The sequence below is a fragment of the Streptomyces sp. NPDC033229 genome, from assembly GCF_055576875.1.
Map to the genome: position 1 here is coordinate 75,415 of NZ_JBVIQR010000032.1, position 18,118 is coordinate 93,532.

Annotated in this window: 13 protein-coding genes; 5 read left to right on the top strand and 8 right to left on the bottom strand. The window is 71.2% G+C overall.

Going from position 1 to position 18,118, the window contains the following annotated elements; all coding sequences use genetic code 11:
- Positions 1-487: 487 nt before the first annotated feature.
- Both ACZ53N_RS25920 and ACZ53N_RS25925 read left to right on the top strand, forming a co-directional pair.
- Positions 488-1,354 carry a LysR family transcriptional regulator gene (locus ACZ53N_RS25920; protein WP_469143195.1) on the top strand — a complete coding sequence of 289 codons (867 nt, stop codon included), beginning with the start codon at positions 488-490 and terminating at the stop codon, positions 1,352-1,354.
- A gap of 233 nt (positions 1,355-1,587) precedes the next feature.
- On the top strand, positions 1,588-2,076 hold the full coding sequence (locus ACZ53N_RS25925) for a GNAT family N-acetyltransferase (RefSeq protein ID WP_469143196.1): 489 nt from the start codon (positions 1,588-1,590) through the stop codon (positions 2,074-2,076).
- 108 nt (positions 2,077-2,184) lie between these two features.
- Here the strand turns inward: ACZ53N_RS25925 and ACZ53N_RS25930 are convergent, their stop codons facing one another.
- From ACZ53N_RS25930 to ACZ53N_RS25955, 6 genes are all read right to left on the bottom strand, one after another.
- Positions 2,185-4,947 (bottom strand): SpoIIE family protein phosphatase, encoded by a 2,763-nt coding sequence (locus tag ACZ53N_RS25930; RefSeq protein WP_469143197.1) that lies wholly within the window; start codon positions 4,945-4,947, stop codon positions 2,185-2,187.
- A 161-nt stretch (positions 4,948-5,108) separates the two neighbouring features.
- Positions 5,109-6,620, bottom strand: coding sequence for an MFS transporter (locus ACZ53N_RS25935; protein WP_469143198.1), 1,512 nt, complete (start codon positions 6,618-6,620; stop codon positions 5,109-5,111).
- On the bottom strand, positions 6,617-8,407 hold the full coding sequence (locus tag ACZ53N_RS25940; protein WP_469143199.1) for an IucA/IucC family protein: 1,791 nt from the start codon (positions 8,405-8,407) through the stop codon (positions 6,617-6,619). The genes ACZ53N_RS25935 and ACZ53N_RS25940 overlap by 4 nt, the downstream gene beginning before the upstream one ends.
- Entirely contained in the window at positions 8,404-8,991 is a 588-nt protein-coding gene (locus ACZ53N_RS25945) for a GNAT family N-acetyltransferase (RefSeq protein ID WP_469143200.1), read from the bottom strand. Before ACZ53N_RS25945 ends, ACZ53N_RS25940 begins: the two co-directional genes overlap by 4 nt.
- Entirely contained in the window at positions 8,988-10,286 is a 1,299-nt protein-coding gene (locus tag ACZ53N_RS25950; protein ID WP_469143201.1) for a lysine N(6)-hydroxylase/L-ornithine N(5)-oxygenase family protein, read from the bottom strand. The genes ACZ53N_RS25945 and ACZ53N_RS25950 overlap by 4 nt, the downstream gene beginning before the upstream one ends.
- A 53-nt stretch (positions 10,287-10,339) precedes the next feature.
- Entirely contained in the window at positions 10,340-11,914 is a 1,575-nt protein-coding gene (locus tag ACZ53N_RS25955) for a pyridoxal phosphate-dependent decarboxylase family protein (RefSeq protein ID WP_469143202.1), read from the bottom strand.
- A 416-nt stretch (positions 11,915-12,330) separates the two neighbouring features.
- On the opposite strand from ACZ53N_RS25955, the gene ACZ53N_RS25960 reads away from it, so the two are divergent.
- A complete protein-coding gene (locus tag ACZ53N_RS25960; RefSeq protein ID WP_469143203.1) occupies positions 12,331-14,388 on the top strand; it encodes a penicillin acylase family protein in 2,058 nt (685 codons plus the stop codon).
- A complete protein-coding gene (locus ACZ53N_RS25965) occupies positions 14,378-14,959 on the top strand; it encodes a GNAT family N-acetyltransferase (protein ID WP_469143204.1) in 582 nt (193 codons plus the stop codon). Before ACZ53N_RS25960 ends, ACZ53N_RS25965 begins: the two co-directional genes overlap by 11 nt.
- Positions 14,960-15,125: 166 nt before the next feature.
- Here the strand turns inward: ACZ53N_RS25965 and ACZ53N_RS25970 are convergent, their stop codons facing one another.
- Positions 15,126-16,106, bottom strand: coding sequence for a DUF8017 domain-containing protein (locus tag ACZ53N_RS25970; RefSeq protein ID WP_469143205.1), 981 nt, complete (start codon positions 16,104-16,106; stop codon positions 15,126-15,128).
- Between the two features lie 266 nt (positions 16,107-16,372).
- Here ACZ53N_RS25970 and ACZ53N_RS25975 point away from each other — a divergent pair, with 266 nt between their 5' ends.
- On the top strand, positions 16,373-17,026 hold the full coding sequence (locus ACZ53N_RS25975) for a CBS domain-containing protein (protein WP_469143206.1): 654 nt from the start codon (positions 16,373-16,375) through the stop codon (positions 17,024-17,026).
- A gap of 10 nt (positions 17,027-17,036) precedes the next feature.
- Here ACZ53N_RS25975 and ACZ53N_RS25980 read toward each other — a convergent pair whose 3' ends face one another.
- The gene (locus tag ACZ53N_RS25980; RefSeq protein WP_469143207.1) at positions 17,037-17,951 is read right to left on the bottom strand and encodes a universal stress protein; all 915 of its coding nucleotides are present in this window, start codon (positions 17,949-17,951) and stop codon (positions 17,037-17,039) included.
- Positions 17,952-18,118: the final 167 nt, after the last annotated feature.

Consider the following 18,118-nt stretch of genomic DNA (forward strand, 5'->3'; position numbering starts at 1 on the left):
GGGGATACGGGGAGCCGCGGCAGACGGATGCATCAGGAAACCATGTGTCTGCGGCAGGAATCGGAGGATTGCTTCCGATTATGGTGTCGCGGGTCCGCCTCATGACATGTCGGACATCTTTGACGTGACGTCCGACAGGGGCTCAAGAGATCGGGTGCCTGGGGCAAACGCCCTGGATCGGCGTGCCCTGTCCGCTACTTCGCTGGTCGGAGCTGTCTCCGATGGCATCCGGACGGCTTTCGGTCGACCCGGTTGGCCTTTTCTTTAATGACTCTTGGCTGCCGCATTGATTTCCTATGGGCAGGGCAAGGCGGAACTCGCACTGTCAACCCCCGTCAACTTTCTTGGCGAACACCTGACGGAACGGGTGGCGACGCGTCATCGACGCGCTTCGCGCGGGAATCCGTCCGCCCGGTGCATCGATAAGACTAGGCAGACCGCATCGATCGGAGAAATGCGTTTGCCGTATCGCCTATGCTCTGGCCGTATGGGTGTTGAACTACGTCATCTCCGCAACTTCTTGGTCGTCGCAGAGGAAGGCGGTTTCACGGCTGCCAGCAGACGGCTGCACCTTGCGCAGCCGACGCTGACCCGGAACATCCGCGCGCTGGAGGACCTCCTGGGCGTCCGCCTCTTCGACCGCAACACCCGCAGGACCGACCTCACCGCGAAGGGGCGCGAGTTGCGGGACGCGCTCGTCCCGCTCCTGCAGCAGCTCGACACCGCGCTCGCCGACATCCGCGAGGAGGAGACGCTGCGCCTGGGGTTCAGCTGGGGACTGCCCGACGGGTTGTCGGCCGTGGCCGCGCGCTTCGAGAGCGAGACGGGCGTCGAGGTCGAGTTCGTACGCTGCGACACCCCGCTGGCCGGGCTGGACACCGGCATGGTCGACCTCGGGCTGTTGCGCGGCGAGACGCTGCCGCCGGGGGTGCGCGGTGTGTTCCTCTTCGAGGAGCCGCGCGTCGCCGCCGTGCCCCGCCCCGGGCCGCTGGCCGACCGCACCGCGCTGAGCTGGGCGGAACTGGCCCACTGGCCCCTGGTGGTCAATACGGTCAGCGGCACCACCTACCCCCACATGTGGCCCGAGGGTGGGCGCCCGGAGGTCGGTGCCGAGTGCCGCAACTACGACGAATGGCTGGAGAAGGTGGCGGCCGGCCATGGTGTGGGCACTGCCCCGGTCTCGGCCGCCCGGCGCTTCACCCACCCCGCCGTGCAGTTCGTCCCGCTCAGCGGCGCCCCGACGGTCCGCACGCACCTGGCCTACCCCTCGCACGGCGCGCATCCGCAGGCCGCCCGGCTCGCCGACGACGCCTGGCGGGCGGCCGCCGAGCTGCTCACCGAGGCGACCGGATGAACCGGCGCCCCCGGATCCCGGCCGCGCGGCCATGAAGGGACGGCAGCCGCCTCTTCGCCATCGACGCGGTCATCGTGCGGGGCCGGCCGGCCGGCCGGCCGGGGCGGGGCTGAGCGAGCGCCGGGGCGTTGAGCGCGGCGAGCAGGGTCGTGGAGGCCACCGCCGTGTGGGGGCGGAGCGCGTGAGGCTGCGCGGATGAGGGACGCGCGCGCGAGGTGAGTAATACTCTCCCAATGACTTCACGCATTACGGGTGGGGGTCCCGGGGCCCGTGGCACGGCCGTACGAGTGGTGCGGGCCACCGCACGGGACGCGAAGCGTCTCACCCGGCTCATACGCGCCTCGAAGGCCTACGACGGCCGGTACGCCCCGATGGTCGCCGGATACCGGGTGGGTCCCGACTACATCGAGACCCACCGGGTCTTCCTGGCCGAGGACGCCGACGGCCGGCTGCTGGGCTTCTATGCCCTCGTACTCGACCCGCCGGAGCTGGACCTGATGTTCGTCGCCGACGCCGCGCAGGGGCGGGGCATCGGACGGCTGCTGGTCGAGCACATGCTGGGCGAAGCACGCGGCGCGGGCCTCGCCGACGTCCTGGTGGTCTCGCACCCGCCCGCCGAGGGCTTCTACCGCAGCGTGGGGGCGCGGTGGGTCGGCACCCGGGCCGCGAACCCGCCCGCCGTGATGTGGGACCGGCCGGAGCTCGTCTTCCCGCTCGCGTGAAGCCCACGGGCTCGTACGCGGCAATGGGCTCGTACGCGGCCCCGGCCTGCTGCCCGCCTCCTGAAGCACCGGGCGGCGGTCACCTCCCGGGGCTTCGGGCGGCGGGCCTCAGGGCAGGAGTTGTTCCGCCCAGATGACCTTGCCCTCGGGGGTGTACCGGGTGCCCCAGCGTTCGGCGAGCTGGGCGACGAGGAAGAGCCCGCGGCCTCCCTCGTCCTCGGCGGCCGCGTAGCGCAGGTGCGGCGAGGTGCTGCTGGTGTCGGAGACCTCGCAGATCAGGGTGCGGTCGTGGAGCAGCCGTACGCCGATCGGGCCGGAGGCGTAGCGGATGGCATTGGTGATCAGTTCGCTGAGGATCAGTTCGGTGGTGAACACCGTCTCTTCCAGGTCCCACCGCGTCAGCTGCCGGGTGACGTCGGCGCGGGCGCCGGCGACGGCCGCGGGGTCGGAAGGCAGCTCCCAGTCGGCGACCCGGTCGGGCTCCAGGACCCGGGTACGGGCCACGAGGAGGGCGATGTCGTCGCTCTGGCGGGCGGGCAGCAGGGCGTCGATCACCGCGTCGCAGACCTCCTGGGGCGCCCGGCCGGAATGCGCCAGCGTGGTGCGCAGGATCTCCAGGCCGACGTCGATGTCCCGCTTGCGGTCCTCGATGAGTCCGTCGGTGTACAGGACCAGGCTGCTGCCTTCCGGCAGCCGCAGTTCCGCGGCCTCGAAGGGCAGGCCGCCCAGGCCGAGCGGCGGACCGGCGGGGATCTCGGGGAAGTCCACCGTGCCGTCGGGAGCGACGACCGCGGGCAGGGGATGGCCGGCCCTGGCCAACTGGCAGGTGCCCGAAGCCGGATCGTAGATCGCGTACAGACAGGTGGCGCCCGCGATCGTGGCCTCCTCGCCCGCCGAGGCGGCCTCCGCTTCCTGGTCGATGCGGCCGACGAGTTCATCGAGGTGCCCGAGGAGTTCGTCCGGCGGCAGGTCGAGGGTCGAGAAATTCTGTACGGCGGTGCGCAGCCGGCCCATCGTGGCGGCAGCGTGCAGACCGTGCCCGACCACATCACCGACGACCAGGGCGACGCGGGTGCCGGACAGCGGGATGACGTCGAACCAGTCACCACCGACCCCCGCCTGGGCGGGCAGATAGCGATAGGCGATGTCGAGGGCGTTCTGCTCGGGCAGCCCGCGCGGCAGCAGGCTGTGCTGAAGCGTCACCGCCATGTCGTGCTCGCGGGTGAAGCGGCGTGCGTTGTCGATACAGACCGCCGCACGGGCCGCCAGTTCCTCGGCCAGCGACAGGTCGTCCTCCTCGAAGGGCTCGCTCTCCCGCGTGCGCCAGAAGTTGACGATCCCCATCAGCACGCCCCGTGCCTTCAACGGGACGGTGATGAGCGAGTGGAAGCCGTAGTCCAGGACCGCCTGGGTGCGCTCCGCGTCCTGGGTGCGCCAGTCGGGGGAGGCCGCCAGATCGGGCACGAGCACGGGATGGCCGCCGACGAAGCCCGTGGCCTGCGGGGTCGGCGCGGCGAACGTGATCAGCTCGCCGGCGCGGTACAGCGGGTGGTCGTCCGGTGTGCCGGTGAGCGCGACGCGGCGCAACTGCGGTGCCTCACCCCCGACCCCCGCGCGGGGCTCCTCGCCGCGCAGCACGGGCTCGGCGAGGTCGACGGTGGCGTAGTCGGTGAACCGGGGAGCGGCCACCTGGGCGAGTTCCTCCGCGGTGCGCTTGACGTCCAGGGTCGTGCCGACGCTCACGCTCGCGTCGTACAGCAGCCGCAGCCGGCCGCGCGCGGCCTCGGCCTTCCCCGCGAGCGCGCGCAGCTCGGTGGAGTCCCGCAGGGTGGCCACGCTGCCGGGCGGGCCCCCGCGGCGGTCCGTCGGCCGGTTGTTCACCGCCAGCAGCCGGTCCCCGACGGGCAGCACCTCATCGGTGGCGACGCGGCGGGACACCAGCAGTTCGGCCATCCGGGGGTCGAGGCCGAGTGAGGTGACGTGCCGTCCTTCCGCGTCGGGGGGCAGATCGAGCAGTCGCCGGGCCTCGTCGTTGGCGAGCAGGACGCCGCCGTCGCCGCCGACGATGACCACTCCTTCGCGCACCGCGTGCAGCACCGCGTCGTGGTGCTCGTACATCCGGGTCATCTCGGACGGTCCGAGGCCGTGGGTCTGGCGCCGCAGCCGTCTGCTCACCAGCGCGGTGCCGGCCGTGGCCAGGGCCAGCCCGGCGGCGCCGGCGCCGAGGACGACCGGCAGCTGCCGGTCGAACGCGCTGCTCACCGCGCTGACCTTGATCCCGGACGACACCAGGCCCACGACCGTGCCGCGGGAGTCCTTCACCGGGACCACCGCCTGTACCTCTTCGCCGAGCGGCCCGTCGACGCTCTCGACGGTGACACGGCCCTCCTGCGACGGTCCGATCGTGCCGATGAACTGCTTGCCGATCAGCTCCGGTCTGGGGTGGGTGTAGCGGATGCCGTCCCGGTCGGTCACGACGACGAAGTCGACCCCGCCCTCCATCCGGGCGGCCTCGGTCAGCGGCTGGAGCACCGCGCTGGGGTCGGGGCCGCGCAGCGTCTCCACCAGCCCGGGCGAGTGGGCGAACGTCTGGGCGGCCGCCAGCGAACGGTCACGAGCCGCCTGGAATCTGTCACTGCGGGCCTGGAGCAGCAGGGTGACCACCGCGGCCACCACGAGCAGCAGCACGATGAGGACCTGGAGCACGAACATCTGCCCGGCGACGCTGCGCGAACCCGCCACGGCCCACAGACGCCGCGCCGACGGCGCCCGCGAGCCGTGGCGCGTGCGCCGCTCACGCCGGCTACCTGGGCGCCGACCAGCGAACCAGCGGCCCGAGAGCCCCCAGGACCGGCCCCGGATTCGGGCCATACCCCATGTCTACCCCGCCCCCTTCCGCGACGCGAACGATATGCGCGAGGCCGGGAAGGCGGAAGCCGCTTGAAATCGAACGCGCGTGCGCATTTTTTCGAGTGGTGGCGACAGGTCACGGGGCATTCCGGCTGACCGAAGATCGTCCGACGGTGACGCGCCTACGTCTCCCCGATGTCCCCCTTCCGCCGCTCGGCCCTGTGCAGCAGCAGCGCCGCGAGAGCGCCGCCGAGGAGCACCACCGCCGCGCCCGCCAACTGACTGGTCCGCAGCCCCGAGGCGAACGCCTCCAGCACGTACACCCGCTCCCCTTCCGTGCGGGCGTCCGCCAGGGCGGCCGGAAGGGAGCCCGCGCCGGCGAGGCCGACGGGGAGCAGGGCGGTGAAACGGGAGTTCATGACGGCCCCCAGGACGGCCACACCGAGGCTGCCGCCGAGTTCGGACATGGTGCCGTCGACCCCGGCACCGGCCCCGGCCTTCTCCGGCGGAATCGCTCCCATGACCGCCTCGGCGATGGCCGGGTTGGCGAGTGCGCACCCCGCGCCCATGAGCACGAGGCCGGCCAGCAGCACCCCGTAGCCCGCCGCCGGGAAGGCCCCGACGACCGCGAACCCGCCCGCCAGCGTCCCCACGCCGAGGGCGATGGCGAGCGACAGCCCGAGGCGGCGCAGCAGCCGGGTCGAGAGCCCGGTGAAGTTCAGGGCGACGACCGTGAGCGCGAACGGCGCCGTCCGCAGGCCCGCCTCCAGCGGTGTGCAGCCGCGGACGAACTGGAGCTGCTGGGTGAGCAGGAAGAGCGCACCGGCGCTGCCGAAGGTGATGAGGACGACGCCCACGACGGCCCCCACGAACCGGCGGTCGCGGAAGAAACCCAGGTCCAGCATGGGGTGCGGGACACGGCTCTCCCAGAGTGCGAAGGCACCGAGGACGAGCGCCCCGCCCAGGGCCGGCAGCAGCACCCGGCCCGTGCCCCAGCCGTGCTCGGGCCCCGAGACGACCGCGAGGACCACCGCGGCCATGCCGACGGTCGACAGCAGCGCGCCGAGCAGGTCGGGCCGCTGTCCGGCCGCGCTCTTCGACTCGGGCACCAGCGCCCGGGCCGCGACGAGACCGACCAGCACCACCGGGATGTTGACCAGGAAGATCGCCCCCCACCAGAAGCGGGCGAGCAGCACACCACCGAGCAGGGGGCCGGTGGCGAAGCCGAGGGCGTTCACCGCGGCCCACACGCCGATCGCGCGCAGACGCTCCTCGGCGTCGAATATCTGCATGACGACGGCGAGGGTGGTGGTCAGCAGCAAGGCGCCGCCGACACCCATGCCCGCCCGGGCCGCGATCAACTCCCCGGTGGAATCGGCCAGCCCGGCGGCCAGCGAGCCCACACCGAACAGCGCGAGGCCGACGAGCAGCATCTTCTTGCGGCCGTAGCGGTCGGCGGCGCTGCCCCCGGCGAGCAGCAGCCCGGCCTGCACGAGCGAGTAGGCGTTGATCACCCACTGGACGTCCGCGGTGCTCGCGCGCAGGTCCCTGGTGAGGGAGGGGACCGCCACGTTCAAGGCGGTGTTGTCCAGCAGCACGGTGAGCTGTACCAGGCAGATCACCCCGAGGACCAGCCACCGGGTGGGGAGCCGGGCCCCGGTCGTGGTCCCAGTGGCTTCCGTGGTCACCGTCACGGCCGGGACCGCGGGGCGTAGCGGGCAAGAGGATTGCTCAGGTCACCCGCCAGCTGCAGGGCGGCCGAGGGGTCCGCCAGGTCGACCATCTGCTGGTTGTCGCGCAGCTGCAGCCGGTTCAGGCAGGACAGCGCGAACCGCTCGGCGAACAGGTCGTACTGCTGGAACTTCTCGGCCAGGTGCGGGACGGACGCCTGGTAGTCGCGGACGCACTCGGCGACGGTCCGCCAGAAGGTCTCCTCCTCCAGGACGCCCTCGGTGGCCAGGATGCCGTTGAGGTAGCGGAAGAAGCAGTCGAAGACATCGGTGAAGATCGACAGGAGCTTCATGTCCTCGGGCACGTCGGCCCGGACGCGCCGGACCTCCGGCGGCAGGGCGGCGTCCGGGTCCATCACCACGATCTCCTCGGCGATGTCCTTGAAGATCACCCGCTCGACCGTGCCGCCGTCCAGGACCAGGATGACGTTCTCGCCGTGCGGCATGAAGGCCAGGTCATAGGCGTAGAAGCTGTGCAGCAGCGGCGTCAGATACGCGTCGAGGTAGCGCCGCAGCCACACCTCGGGCGCGAGCCCCGACTGCTCGATCAGCGCGGCCGTAAAGGAACGCCCCTCGTGGTCGGTGTGGAGCAGAGCGGCCATGGTGGCCAGGCGCCGGCCCGGTTCGAGACCGGCGACGGGGCTCTCGCGCCACAGTGCGGCGAGCATCTTGCGATAGGGGGAGTAGCGGTCGGTGGCGGCTTCGTACTGGCGGTGGTGGTAGCCGACGGCCGCCCGCTCGCGGATGACCGACAGGCGCGCCCGGCGCAGGACGTCGTCGTGGTCGACGAGGTGGGCGAGCCAGTCGTTGATGGCCGGGGTCGCCTCCATGTACGCCGCCGACAGGCCCCGCATGAAGCCCATGTTCAGCACGGAAAGGGCCGTCTTGACGTAGTGCTTGGACGGGGCGCTCGTGTTGAAGAAGGTACGGACCGACTGCTGGGCGAGATAGTCGTCGTCGCCGGGGCCGAGACAGACCAGGCGCTGCCGGGCGAGCTCGGCGGCGAAGGTCACCGACAGCTTGTTCCACCACTGCCAGGGGTGCACGGGGATGAGGTGGTAGTCGGCGAGGTCCAGGCCGTGGCCCGTCATGGTGTCCGCGAAGCGGGCGAGGGCCGGCTCGCCCAGCTCCTCCCGCATCAGGGCGTCGTAGTCGAGGCCCGCACCGGAGGTGAAGGTGGAGTGGTCGCGGTGGGCGGCCAGCCAGATCAGCCGGACGGGGTTCGCGGTCTCGGGGGCGTACGCGTGGTACTCGTGCACGCCGAAGCCGAGCCTGCCGTTGTTGGCGACGAAGCCGGGGTGACCCTCGGTCATCCCCGTCTCGATCGCCTGGAAGTCCGCCCCGGCCAGTTCGGCGGCCGTGATCCGCGGCTTGCCGAGCTTGTAGGCCGTGCCGGCCAGGGTGGAGCTGATCTCCTCCAGATAGACGGGGAGGATCCGCTCGGTCAGACCGAGCGCCTCGCGCAGCTCGATGTGGAAATCGAGGGCGTCCAGCGGGAGTTCGGTCTCACCGCGGTGCCGGGTGATGCTGTCGGCGTCGATGTGCCAGTGATCGAGGGCCAGCAGACGGGCGGCGAAGCGGTACTCGACCGACCCGTCGTCGCCGCGTACGGCATACCGCCCGTCCGGGGTCCGTTCCGGCGCGAGCAGCCGTTCGTGGGAGAACTCGGCGAGCGCCTTGCGGATCAGCTGCCGGTTGGCGCGGTCCCAGGCGTCCGGGGTCAGATGCGAGACGGCATCACGGGGGTTCACGCGGTCACTCCTCGGGTGGCGGCCGGCTCGGTGGCATTCAGGAACCGGTCACGGGTGCAGATGCTCAGCAGCGCGTCCTTCTCGGGCTTCGCGATCGTGCGCACGGCCTCGAAGCCGACGGCGGCGTTGAGCGTGTGGACGGCGGTGTTGCGTACATCGGGTTCGACCACGACGCGCAGGGTCGCCGGGTCGGCGAAGAGCCACGCCATGACCGTGGTGAGCACGGCACGGGTGAACCCGTGCACCGGGGTGTCGGCCGGCGCGCACAGGAAGTGCATGCCCACGTCGCCGCGTCGCGGTGCGTACAGGCCCACCAGCTCGACCCGGGCGGGGTCGTAGCGTTCGGCCAGGAAGGCGGGGCGGCCGTCCCGGAGCCCGATGAAGGCATCGTGGTGCGGATGTTCGGCGATCTCGCGGTATGCCCGGGTGACCTCGGCCACGTCGGCGTCCTGCATCATCCAGAACGACGCCTTGGGGTGGGTCACCCATCCGTGCACCAGCGCGGCGTCGGCGGCCGGGTCGAGCGGGCGCAGGGTGAACGCACCGAGCCGCTCGTCGGTACGGGTGAAGACGGTCTCGTTCATCGGACGACGCCCTCCGGCGCCCCGAACTCCTGGAAGGCGATGGCCTTCTCCACGGGGTAGTGCTCGCGGCCCAGCAGTTCCCGGATGATCCAGGAGTTGCGGTACGGGCCCATGCCCAGGTCGGGGGAGGTGATGCTGTGCGTATGAGTCCCGGCGTTCTGCAGGAAGACACCGCGCCCGGTGACGTCGATGCTGTAGTTGCGGGCGACGTCGAAGCGCCCGTGTCCGTCCCAGCGGATCCGGTCGTGCAACGGCTCGAGGAACGCCGGCGGGCGGTAGCGGTAACCGGTGGACAGAACGAGGCCCTCGGTGGTGAGCGAGAAGTCCCGCTCCTGCTCCACATGGCGCAGACCGAGCGTGTACGCACCGGCCGCCTCGTCGTAGGAGGCGCTCTCCAGCGCGGTGTTGGTCATCAGCCGGGTGGGGACCGGGCCCGTGACGCTCTTCTGGTACAGCAGATCGAAGATGTTGTTGATCAGCTCCGCGTCGATGCCCTTGAACAGGCTCTTCTGTTCGGCTTCGATCCGGTACCGGGTGTCTTCGGGGAGGGCGTGGAAGTAGTCCACGTACTCCGGTGACGTCATCTCCAGCGTGAGCTTGGTGTATTCCAGGGGGAAGAAGCGTGGTGAGCGGGTGACCCAGTTCAGCCGGTAGCCGTGCGTGTCCGCGTCGCCGAGCAGGTCGTAGTAGATCTCGGCCGCGCTCTGGCCGCTGCCGACGACGGTGATGCTCTCCTTGCGCTGCAGCTCCGCCTTGCTCTCCAGATAGCGGGAGTTGTGCAGGAAGTCCCCGCCCAGGCCCTGGCAGGCGTCGGGGATGTACGGAGGGGTGCCCGTGCCGAGCACGAGGTGCCGTGCGCGGTGTGTCGTCCTCTCGCCGGTGGCCGCCTCGACCGCGTGGACGGTGTAGAGACCGTCGCCCTCGGTGTACTCGACGGAGGTCACCTCATGACCGAACCGGACGCTGCGGAGCTTGGCGGCGGCCCAACGGCAGTAGTCGTTGTACTCGCTGCGCACGGGATAGAAGATCTCGCGTATGTAGAAGGAGTACAGCCGCCCGGATTCCTTGAGGTAACTGAGGAAGGAGTACGGGGAGGTGGGGTCGGCCAGCGTGACGAGGTCGGCCATGAAGGGGGTCTGCAGCGTGGCGGAGTCCAGCAGCATCCCCGGGTGCCAGTCGAAGTCGGGCTTGCTCTCCAGGAAGAGGCCGTCGAGTTCGTCGAGCGGTTCGGTCAGACAGGCGAGGCCCAGATTGTAGGGGCCCAGCCCGATGGCGATGAAGTCATGCGTGGACATGGGGATCTCCGTGCGGGGGGAAATAGCAGGCAGACAGGCGGGGGAGGGGGCGGTCAGCCGGCGCGATGGCGGAGCTCGGGGGCGAGCCGCTCGTTCACGTACCGGCCGGCGTGCTCGGCGAGGAGGTCGAGGACGTGGGCGATGTCGTCCAGCGAGGTCTCCGGATTGAGCAGAGTGAATTTGAGGTAATGGCGGCCGTCGACCTTGGTGCCGGCCACGACGGCCTCGCCGGAGGCGGCCAGTGCCTCGCGGGCGAACAGGTTGGCCCCGTCGGCCAGGTCCCGGGCCGGGCCCTCCGGCGGCAGATAGCGGAAGACGACGGTGCTCAGCTGGGATTTGGTGACGACCTCGAAGCGCGGGTCGTCGGTGAGCAGTTCCCAGGCCTCGGCCGCGCGGTCGATGACCTCGTCGAAGAGCGCGCCGACCGCGTCGGCGCCCATGATGCGCAGCGTCAGCCACAGCTTGAGCGCGTCGAAGCGGCGGGTGGTCTGGATGCTCTTGTCGACCTGGTTGGGGATGCGCTGCTCGGCCATGCGGGCCGGGTTGAGGTAGTCGGCGTAGTAGGTCGCGTGCCGCAGCACGGCCCGGTCGCGCACGAGGACAGCGCTGGAGCTGACCGGCTGGAAGAAGGACTTGTGGTAGTCGACGGTGACGGAGTCCGCGCGCTCGATGCCGTCGAGCAGATGGCGGCGGGTGGGGGAGACCAGCAGTCCGCAGCCGTAGGCCGCGTCCACGTGCAGCCACAGCCCGGCCCACTCGCACAGGTCGGCGATCTTGGGGAGGGGGTCGATGGAGCCGAAGTCGGTGGTGCCCGCCGTGGCGACGACGGCCATGATGATGAGGTCGTCGGCGTGGCAGCGCTCGATCTCACGGGCGAGGGCGGCCGGGCGCATGCGCCGCTCGGGGCCGGTGCCGACGGCGATGACGGCGTCCTGGCCGAGGCCGAGCAGCTTCGCCGACTTCTGCACGCTGAAGTGACTGGCCTCGGAGGTGAGAATGCGCAGGCGCGGCAGGATGTCGTGCCGGGGGAGCGGGGCCGGGGAGTTCTTCGCGGCGAGCGCGCAGGCCTCGTCGCGGGCGAGCAGCAGCGCCTGGAAGTTGGACTGGGTGCCGCCGCTGGTGAAGATGCCGTCGGCGTCCTGGCCGAGGCCGATGCGCTCGGCCGTCCAGTCGATCAGGCGGCGTTCGATGAGGGTGCCGCCCGCGCTCTGGTCCCAGGTGTCGAGCGAGGAGTTGACGGCGGTGAGTACCGCCTCGCCGAGCAGGGCCGGAATCACCACCGGGCAGTTGAGGTGCGCGAGATAGCGCGGGTGGTGGAAGTAGACGGCGTCGCGCAGATAGACGTTTTCGAGTTCGTCGAGGGCGGCCGTGGGGTCGTTCAGGGGTTGTTCCAGGTCGATCCGGTCGATTTCGGGCGCGAGTCGGGCGGGGGATATCCCGGTGAACGGCTGCTCGGTGCCGGCGACGCGGGTGGCCACCCGGTCGATGCCGTCGGCGAGTGAGCGCCGGTAGTTCTCCACTGTGCGGTGGTTGAAGAGATGTGGACTGGCGCCCGGCGCCGTGGCCCCCGGGGTCTGTGGCACGGCTCCTGCCGAAGGGGCTTCGGCGATGTGCCCCTGGAAACTCATGATCTGTCCTTCCGGTCACGAACGTGATCGACTTAGGTAAGGCTAACCTAACTTACTTGGGCGTCGCGAAGTGCCGGTCACTGGGGATGAGCTGGTCTTTTGGGCGGCTTCGGCGAGCGTCTTATGTGGCTTCGGCGAGCGCCGAACGCGCGAGAGGTGTGGGCTCCGGGGTGGCGACGGGGCGCGGAACCCGAGGAGCTGACTTAGGTTAACCTAACCTAAGTTTCGTCCTGAGCGGGTGCGGCCGCGCCACTCGCCGACCGCATCCCGGCCCCGCGCATCCGCGCTCAAGAAGCCGCGGATTCACGGCAGTTCGGTGACCGGACGCAGTCCCGTGGGTAGCCGACAGTCCGGCCGTACCCGCCGCCCGCCGACACCGGCGTGGCCGTACCGGCGCATGGCGCCAAGGAGACAATGTGAGCATCAAGGTCTACCGGGACGCTTGGGGGATCCCGCATCTGCGGGCCGACAACGCGACCGAACTCGCCTTCGCCCAGGGCCGCACCACCGCGGTCGACCGGGCCTGGCAGATCGAGGTCGAACGGCACCGGTCACAAGGCGGCACGGCCGCCTTTCTGGGCGCGGGCGCCATCGGCTGGGACCGGTTCGCCCGGCAGGCCCGGCTGGACGACACCGCCCGGCGCTGCTTCCAGGGCCTCGACGCGGACACCGCCGCCTGGGTCACGGCATACGTCGACGGAGTCAACACCGGCCTCGCGGAAGGGGCGCAGCGGGCGGGGGAGTTCACGGCGACCGGACTCGCCCCCGGAAGGTGGGAGCCGTGGACGCCGCTGGCGGTCTGGCTGTCGCACCACATCCTCTTCGCCGGTTTCCCCGCCAAGCTCTGGCGCGAGGAGGTCGCCCGCCTGCTCGGTCCCGGGATGACCGGCCTGTTCGCCACCGACGGCCCCGCGACCTCGGGAAGCAACGGCTGGCTGGTCACCGGCGACCGCACGCTCACCGGGGCCCCGCTCATCGGCGGCGACCCGCACCGTTTCATCGAGGACCCCGGCATCTACCAGCAGGTCCACCTGGCGTGCCCGGAGTACGACGTGGTCGGACTGGCCGTCCCGGGCGTCCCCGGTATCGCCCACTTCGGGCACACCGGCGGTGTGGCCTGGGCCATCACCAACGCCATGGCCGACTACCAGGACCTCTACGAGGAACGGCTGCGCCGCCGCGGAACGGACGTCGTCGAGGCGCTCGGGCCGCGCGGCTGGCGGCCCGCCGCGGTGCACACCGAGACCATCGACGTGGCCGGGGGAGACTCCGTCGAGGTGGAGGTGATCGAGACCCAGCGCGGCCCGGTCGTGATCGGCGGCCCGGACGACGCCCGCGCCATCAGCCTCCGCTGCCCGCCACGGGTCCGCGGTGACCTCGGCTTCGGCGCGCTGCCCGCGCTGCTGCGGGCCACCACCGTCGCCGACGTGGACCGGGCCTTCGAACAGTGGGCGGAGCCGGTCAACGTCGTACAGGCCGCGGACACCGAAGGCGGAGTGCTGCACCGGGTCGCGGGCCGGGTGCCGCTGCGGCACCCGGACAACCGGCTGCGCGTCGTGCCGGCCTGGGTGCCCGGTCACGAATGGCGGGGATGGCACGAGCCGATGCCGCGCGCGGCGGTCGACGGCATCGCGGTCATGGCGAACGAGCGGGGTCTGGCCGCACCGCTGGGCACCGAGTTCGCCCCACCGCACCGGGCCGACCGGATACGTCAGCTGCTGGAGGCCTCGACGTCCTGGTCCGCCGAGGACATGGCGGCCGTCCACACCGACACCCTGCTGGCTTCGGCCCGGCCGCTGCTGGACCTGCTGGCCCAACTGGACGGGCTGAGTGACGAAGCCCTGCGGCTGCGGCAGCGGTTGCTGCACTGGGACCGCAGGATGGAGGCCGCCAGTACGGACGCCGGAGCGTACGCCGCCGTCCGGGCGGCGGTGGTACGACGGCTGGCCGCTCACCCGGCACTGGCCGAACTGTCCGGGCCCGCCCCGTACCCGGACCTGTTCCTGCCGTGGCTCGCCCTCGTCCCACGGGTCGCGTTCGCGCTGGAGCACCTGCTGGAGGATGACGTGCTGCCCGGCGTCGACAGGGCTGAGCTCGTGCGCGCGGCCGTCGAGGAGGTGGCCTGTGCGGCGGACGCACCGGCGCCATGGGGCACGACGCATCGGCTCGCGCCGTGGCAGTCGCTGCCCGGCGAGGAACCCGGCGGGTGGCCGGGGCTCTCCGGCGACCACGACTGTGTGCTGTCCACCTCCAGCGTCCCCGGCGTCACCGACCTCAGCGCGCGCGGACCCGCTGCGCGCTACGTCTGGGACCTCGCACGGCGTGAGAACAGCCTGTGGGTGGTGCCCCTCGGCGCCAGTGGTGTACCCGGCGACGCCCACCACCGGGACCAACTGTCCCTGTGGCTGCGGGGAGAACTCCTCCCCGTGGTCACCGACTGGAACCTTCTGACAGAGGAGCGAAATGACTTCTGAGACCCCCACCCACCGGACGGCCGTGCATGAGCAGGTGGTCGAGGGTTTCGGCACGGTACGTGTCGTCCCCGTGCGTCCCCGGGACGACCTCGATGTGATCCACACCTGGGTCGGCCAGGAGCGGGCACGCTTCTGGGGCATGCGGGAGGCGGACCGTGAGCGGGTCCTGGGAATCTACGAATACCTGGACTCCCTCCCCACCCACCACGCCTATCTCCTCCACCGGGACGGCCGGCCCGTCGCGCTCTTCCAGACATACGAACCGAAGTCGGACCCGGTCGGCGCGTGCTACGACGTACAGCCCGGTGACTTCGGAATCCACCTCCTGATCGGACCCGCCGAAGGGGAGCCGGAGCGGGGCTTCACCGACACGCTCCTCTCCGTGTTCCTCACCTTCGTCCTGGCGGACCCCGGCAGGCAACGAATCGTCGCCGAACCGGACGCCCGCAACGCCAAGGCCATCGCCCGTCTCACGAGGGCGGGCTTCGTACCCGGCCCCGAGATCGACCTTCCCGGGAAGCGGGCACGGCTGGTCTTTCTGAGCCGTGACACCTTCAGGGGCCGCGGCTGAGGAAGCCGTGGCTTGAGGTGAAGCCCCCGGCGCCGACGCGTCCGGCCTCCCCCGCCGAAGGCCGGGCCGGCACCGGGAGCCAGTCGGCCATCAGTGGTGAGTGTTCGGCTACCGCGTCCACACGGTGACGCGGTGCGAGTCGGCCGCGGCTACGGGAGCCCCGCGCTCACGGGCGCGAGGAACCGCCGGTCAGGCGCACCGTGCTGAGGATCTTCCGTACCGTCGCGTCCGGAACCTCCTCCTTCACGCCCTTCACGCCGTGGAACGTCCAGGACACGAAGTCGCCCTTGGAGTCCTTGAAGGCGAACGCGGTGGCCTTGCCGTCGGTGCCGCACTTGCCCTTCTTCCCCACACCGGAGGACGTGGCCGTCGCCACGCTGCCGGTGATGCCGGATGCCGTGGTGAACGGCTCCACGGCACCGGGCTTGACCTTGGACCTGTCCGGCTGGGTGTAACCGCCGTAGACCCACTGGCTCGCGTTGTGGCGGGCGGCCTCGTCGGTGTTCTTGGCACCGTTCTCACCGCGGGAGCCCGCGGCGGCGATCGGGGTGCTCTCGGTGGTGCCGTTCTTGTCCTCGTCGGACGTGCACCACTCCTCCTCGAGGATCGCCGGGGCCGAGAAGCCGACGAGGGGCGTGTCGTCCGGATCCTTGTTGTCGGAGACGTAACTGGCCCAGTCGGGATCCTTGCGTTGCCAGTGCGCGGGCACGTCGAAGGCGATGCCGCGCTTGGGGTTCACCACGACCTTCCAGCCGGGAACCACCGGCTTGGGCTCGTCACCGCGGCGTCCGTCGTCACCACCCGTGGGCGTCGGGCCGGTTGCCCCGGTCGACGCGGACCCGGTCGGTTCGGGGCTCGCCGCGTCGTCCTTGTCACCGCCCAGGACGAGGAAGCCGGTGACGCCGGCGGCGATGACGACGGCGGTCGCCACGGCGACGGCGATGACCGTCGTCCTCTTTCCGCCACCGCGCGGCGGCCGGGGCGCCGCGGCCGGGGTGGTCGGGGCGATCCACGGCGGTGCCTGGTGCGGCTCCGCGTACGGGTTCGTCTGGGTGGGCTGCTCGTGCGGGTTCGGCTGTCGGTACGGATTTGCTTGCGCGTCCCGCGGGTCCTGCTCGCCCCCGGCAGCTGTTTGTCCTGGCCACATGAGGGGCAACCCTATGCGGCCGCGATCGGACGGGGAGCGTCAGGGCCCGCCGGCGGGCCTTCGTGGGGACGGCGGTCCTTGTCTTGTCGGGGCCTTCGCCGTGGTGCGGCTCCCGGCCTTCCGCTTCGCGGGGCGCCCGACCCCCGGCGAGGGAGTGCCGGGACGGCGCACCAGGGAAACGGTGGCTTCATGGCTGACGTGGCCGCGCGGAGGGAGACTGATCCCGGCGGCCGTCCGGCCGCCACGAGCGCGTGGAGTGAGACGGCATGCAACACCGGACGGTGAAGGACGTGATGACCCAAGAGGTCGTCAGGGTGGTACCGGAAACGGGCTTCCGCGAGATCGTGACCCTGCTGACCGAGTTCGACATCACCGCCGTCCCCGTCGTGGACGTCGACGAACGGCCCGTAGGAGTGGTGTCCGAGGCGGACCTGTTGCGTACTCAGGTGGCGCAGGACGACACGGAATCCGATCTGCCGGCCCTGCCGCCCGGCCCCGCGGCGGTCACGGCCGGGCAGCTGATGACCAGCCCCGCGGTATGCACCACGCCGGACGTGAGTGTGGTGGCCGCCGCGCGCGTGATGGCCGGCCGGCAGGTCAAGCGGCTGCCAGTGGTGGACGGCCACGGACGGCTGGTCGGCATGGTCAGCCGGGGCGATCTGCTGAGGGTGTTCCTCCGCGATGACAAAGCCATCCGCACGGAGATCGTGGAGGAGGTCCTCGACGACGTGACCGGGGTCAGCCCCGCGGCCGTGGGCGTCGAGGTGGAGCAGGGACTGGTGGTGCTCAGCGGCACGATCGAGCCGCCCGAACTCGTACCGCTGGTGCTGCGCCTGTGCCGGGCGGTCGACGGCGTCGTCTCGGTCACCGACCGCACGAACGGGGCGCTCGCCCGGGCGGAGGCCGCTTCCGAGTCCTGACCCGGGCCGCTCACTCGTGAGGGGCGACCGCCACGGGACAGGGAGCGTGATGGAGGGCGGACTGCAGTACGGGGCCGATGTGCGGCCCCAGGCCGGTGCGGTGCTTGTGCCGGCGGCCCATGACCAGGAGCCCGGCCCCGGCCGCCGCCCTGACGATCACCCGGGAGGGGCTCTCCAGGTGCACGCTCTCCTTCACGTCCACCCCCGGGAACTTCTCCCGCCACGGACGCAGCGCGTCACCGAGCAGCTTGCGCGCGTCCCGGGTCAGGTCCTCCACGACATCGGGGTCCATGCCCCAGGGAGCGTATGCCTGCACGGGCAGCTTTCCCGCGTGGACGGCGTGCAGGGCCGCACCGCGACGGGCGGCGCTCGTGAAGGCGAACTCCAGGAGACGGTCGCACGGGCCCTGCAGATTCAGGCCCACGACCACGTCACCGTCGGCGGCCTGCGGAGGTGCCTGCACTGCCGTGCCTGCCGCGGCTGCCGCCGTGTCCTCCTGAGCGCGGACGAGCACCACGGGCGTGTCGGTGTGCGCCACCACGTGGAGGCCGATGTCCCCGAGGAAGAAGGCGGCGATGGGCCCCATGCCCCGGGAGCCGAGGACGAGCAGGTCCGACTCCGCGGCGGCGGCCAGTAGTGCCGGACCGGGGTCCTCCGCCACCAGATCCTCGGTGACGGGAAGCTCCGGGTACAGCTGGTGGATCTCCCGTTGCGCGTCGTCGACGATCTTTTTCGACCAGTAGTCCCGGTCGCTCTCGGCCGTGGTCTCCTGTCCTGCGGCGGAGAGCAGGACCCACGCGTGGAGCATCCGCAGCGTGCAGTCGCGCAGCCGCGCCTCCTGCGCCGCCCACAGGGCGGCAGAGCGACTCTCCGGAGAACCGTCGAGTCCTACGGTGATGACGGGGTCCATGACGAGTGCCTCCATCTCCTCGGGATCACTGCGGCGTCCCGCCGGGCGGAAACCGGACGAGAGGGCTGGGGGTTCCTTCCCCTCCCATCATGCGGCTCTACCTTCTTCCTGGGTCTGCCCCAGCCATTCGTAGGGTTGTGGCACCCAGGGGAGCTGGGTGTGGCTTTCATGCGGCTGCCGTC

Excerpts from the sequence above, each read along its gene's own strand:
- ACZ53N_RS25920 (WP_469143195.1), top strand. The coding sequence starts at position 488 with ATGGGTGTTGAACTACGTCATCTCCGCAACTTCTTGGTCGTCGCAGAG.
- ACZ53N_RS25925 (WP_469143196.1), top strand. The coding sequence starts at position 1,588 with ATGACTTCACGCATTACGGGTGGGGGTCCCGGGGCCCGTGGCACGGCC.
- ACZ53N_RS25930 (WP_469143197.1), bottom strand. The coding sequence starts at position 4,947 with ATGGCCCGAATCCGGGGCCGGTCCTGGGGGCTCTCGGGCCGCTGGTTC.
- ACZ53N_RS25945 (WP_469143200.1), bottom strand. The coding sequence starts at position 8,991 with ATGAACGAGACCGTCTTCACCCGTACCGACGAGCGGCTCGGTGCGTTC.
- ACZ53N_RS25950 (WP_469143201.1), bottom strand. The coding sequence starts at position 10,286 with ATGTCCACGCATGACTTCATCGCCATCGGGCTGGGCCCCTACAATCTG.
- ACZ53N_RS25955 (WP_469143202.1), bottom strand. The coding sequence starts at position 11,914 with ATGAGTTTCCAGGGGCACATCGCCGAAGCCCCTTCGGCAGGAGCCGTG.
- ACZ53N_RS25965 (WP_469143204.1), top strand. The coding sequence starts at position 14,378 with ATGACTTCTGAGACCCCCACCCACCGGACGGCCGTGCATGAGCAGGTG.
- ACZ53N_RS25970 (WP_469143205.1), bottom strand. The coding sequence starts at position 16,106 with ATGTGGCCAGGACAAACAGCTGCCGGGGGCGAGCAGGACCCGCGGGAC.
- ACZ53N_RS25975 (WP_469143206.1), top strand. The coding sequence starts at position 16,373 with ATGCAACACCGGACGGTGAAGGACGTGATGACCCAAGAGGTCGTCAGG.
- ACZ53N_RS25980 (WP_469143207.1), bottom strand. The coding sequence starts at position 17,951 with ATGGAGGCACTCGTCATGGACCCCGTCATCACCGTAGGACTCGACGGT.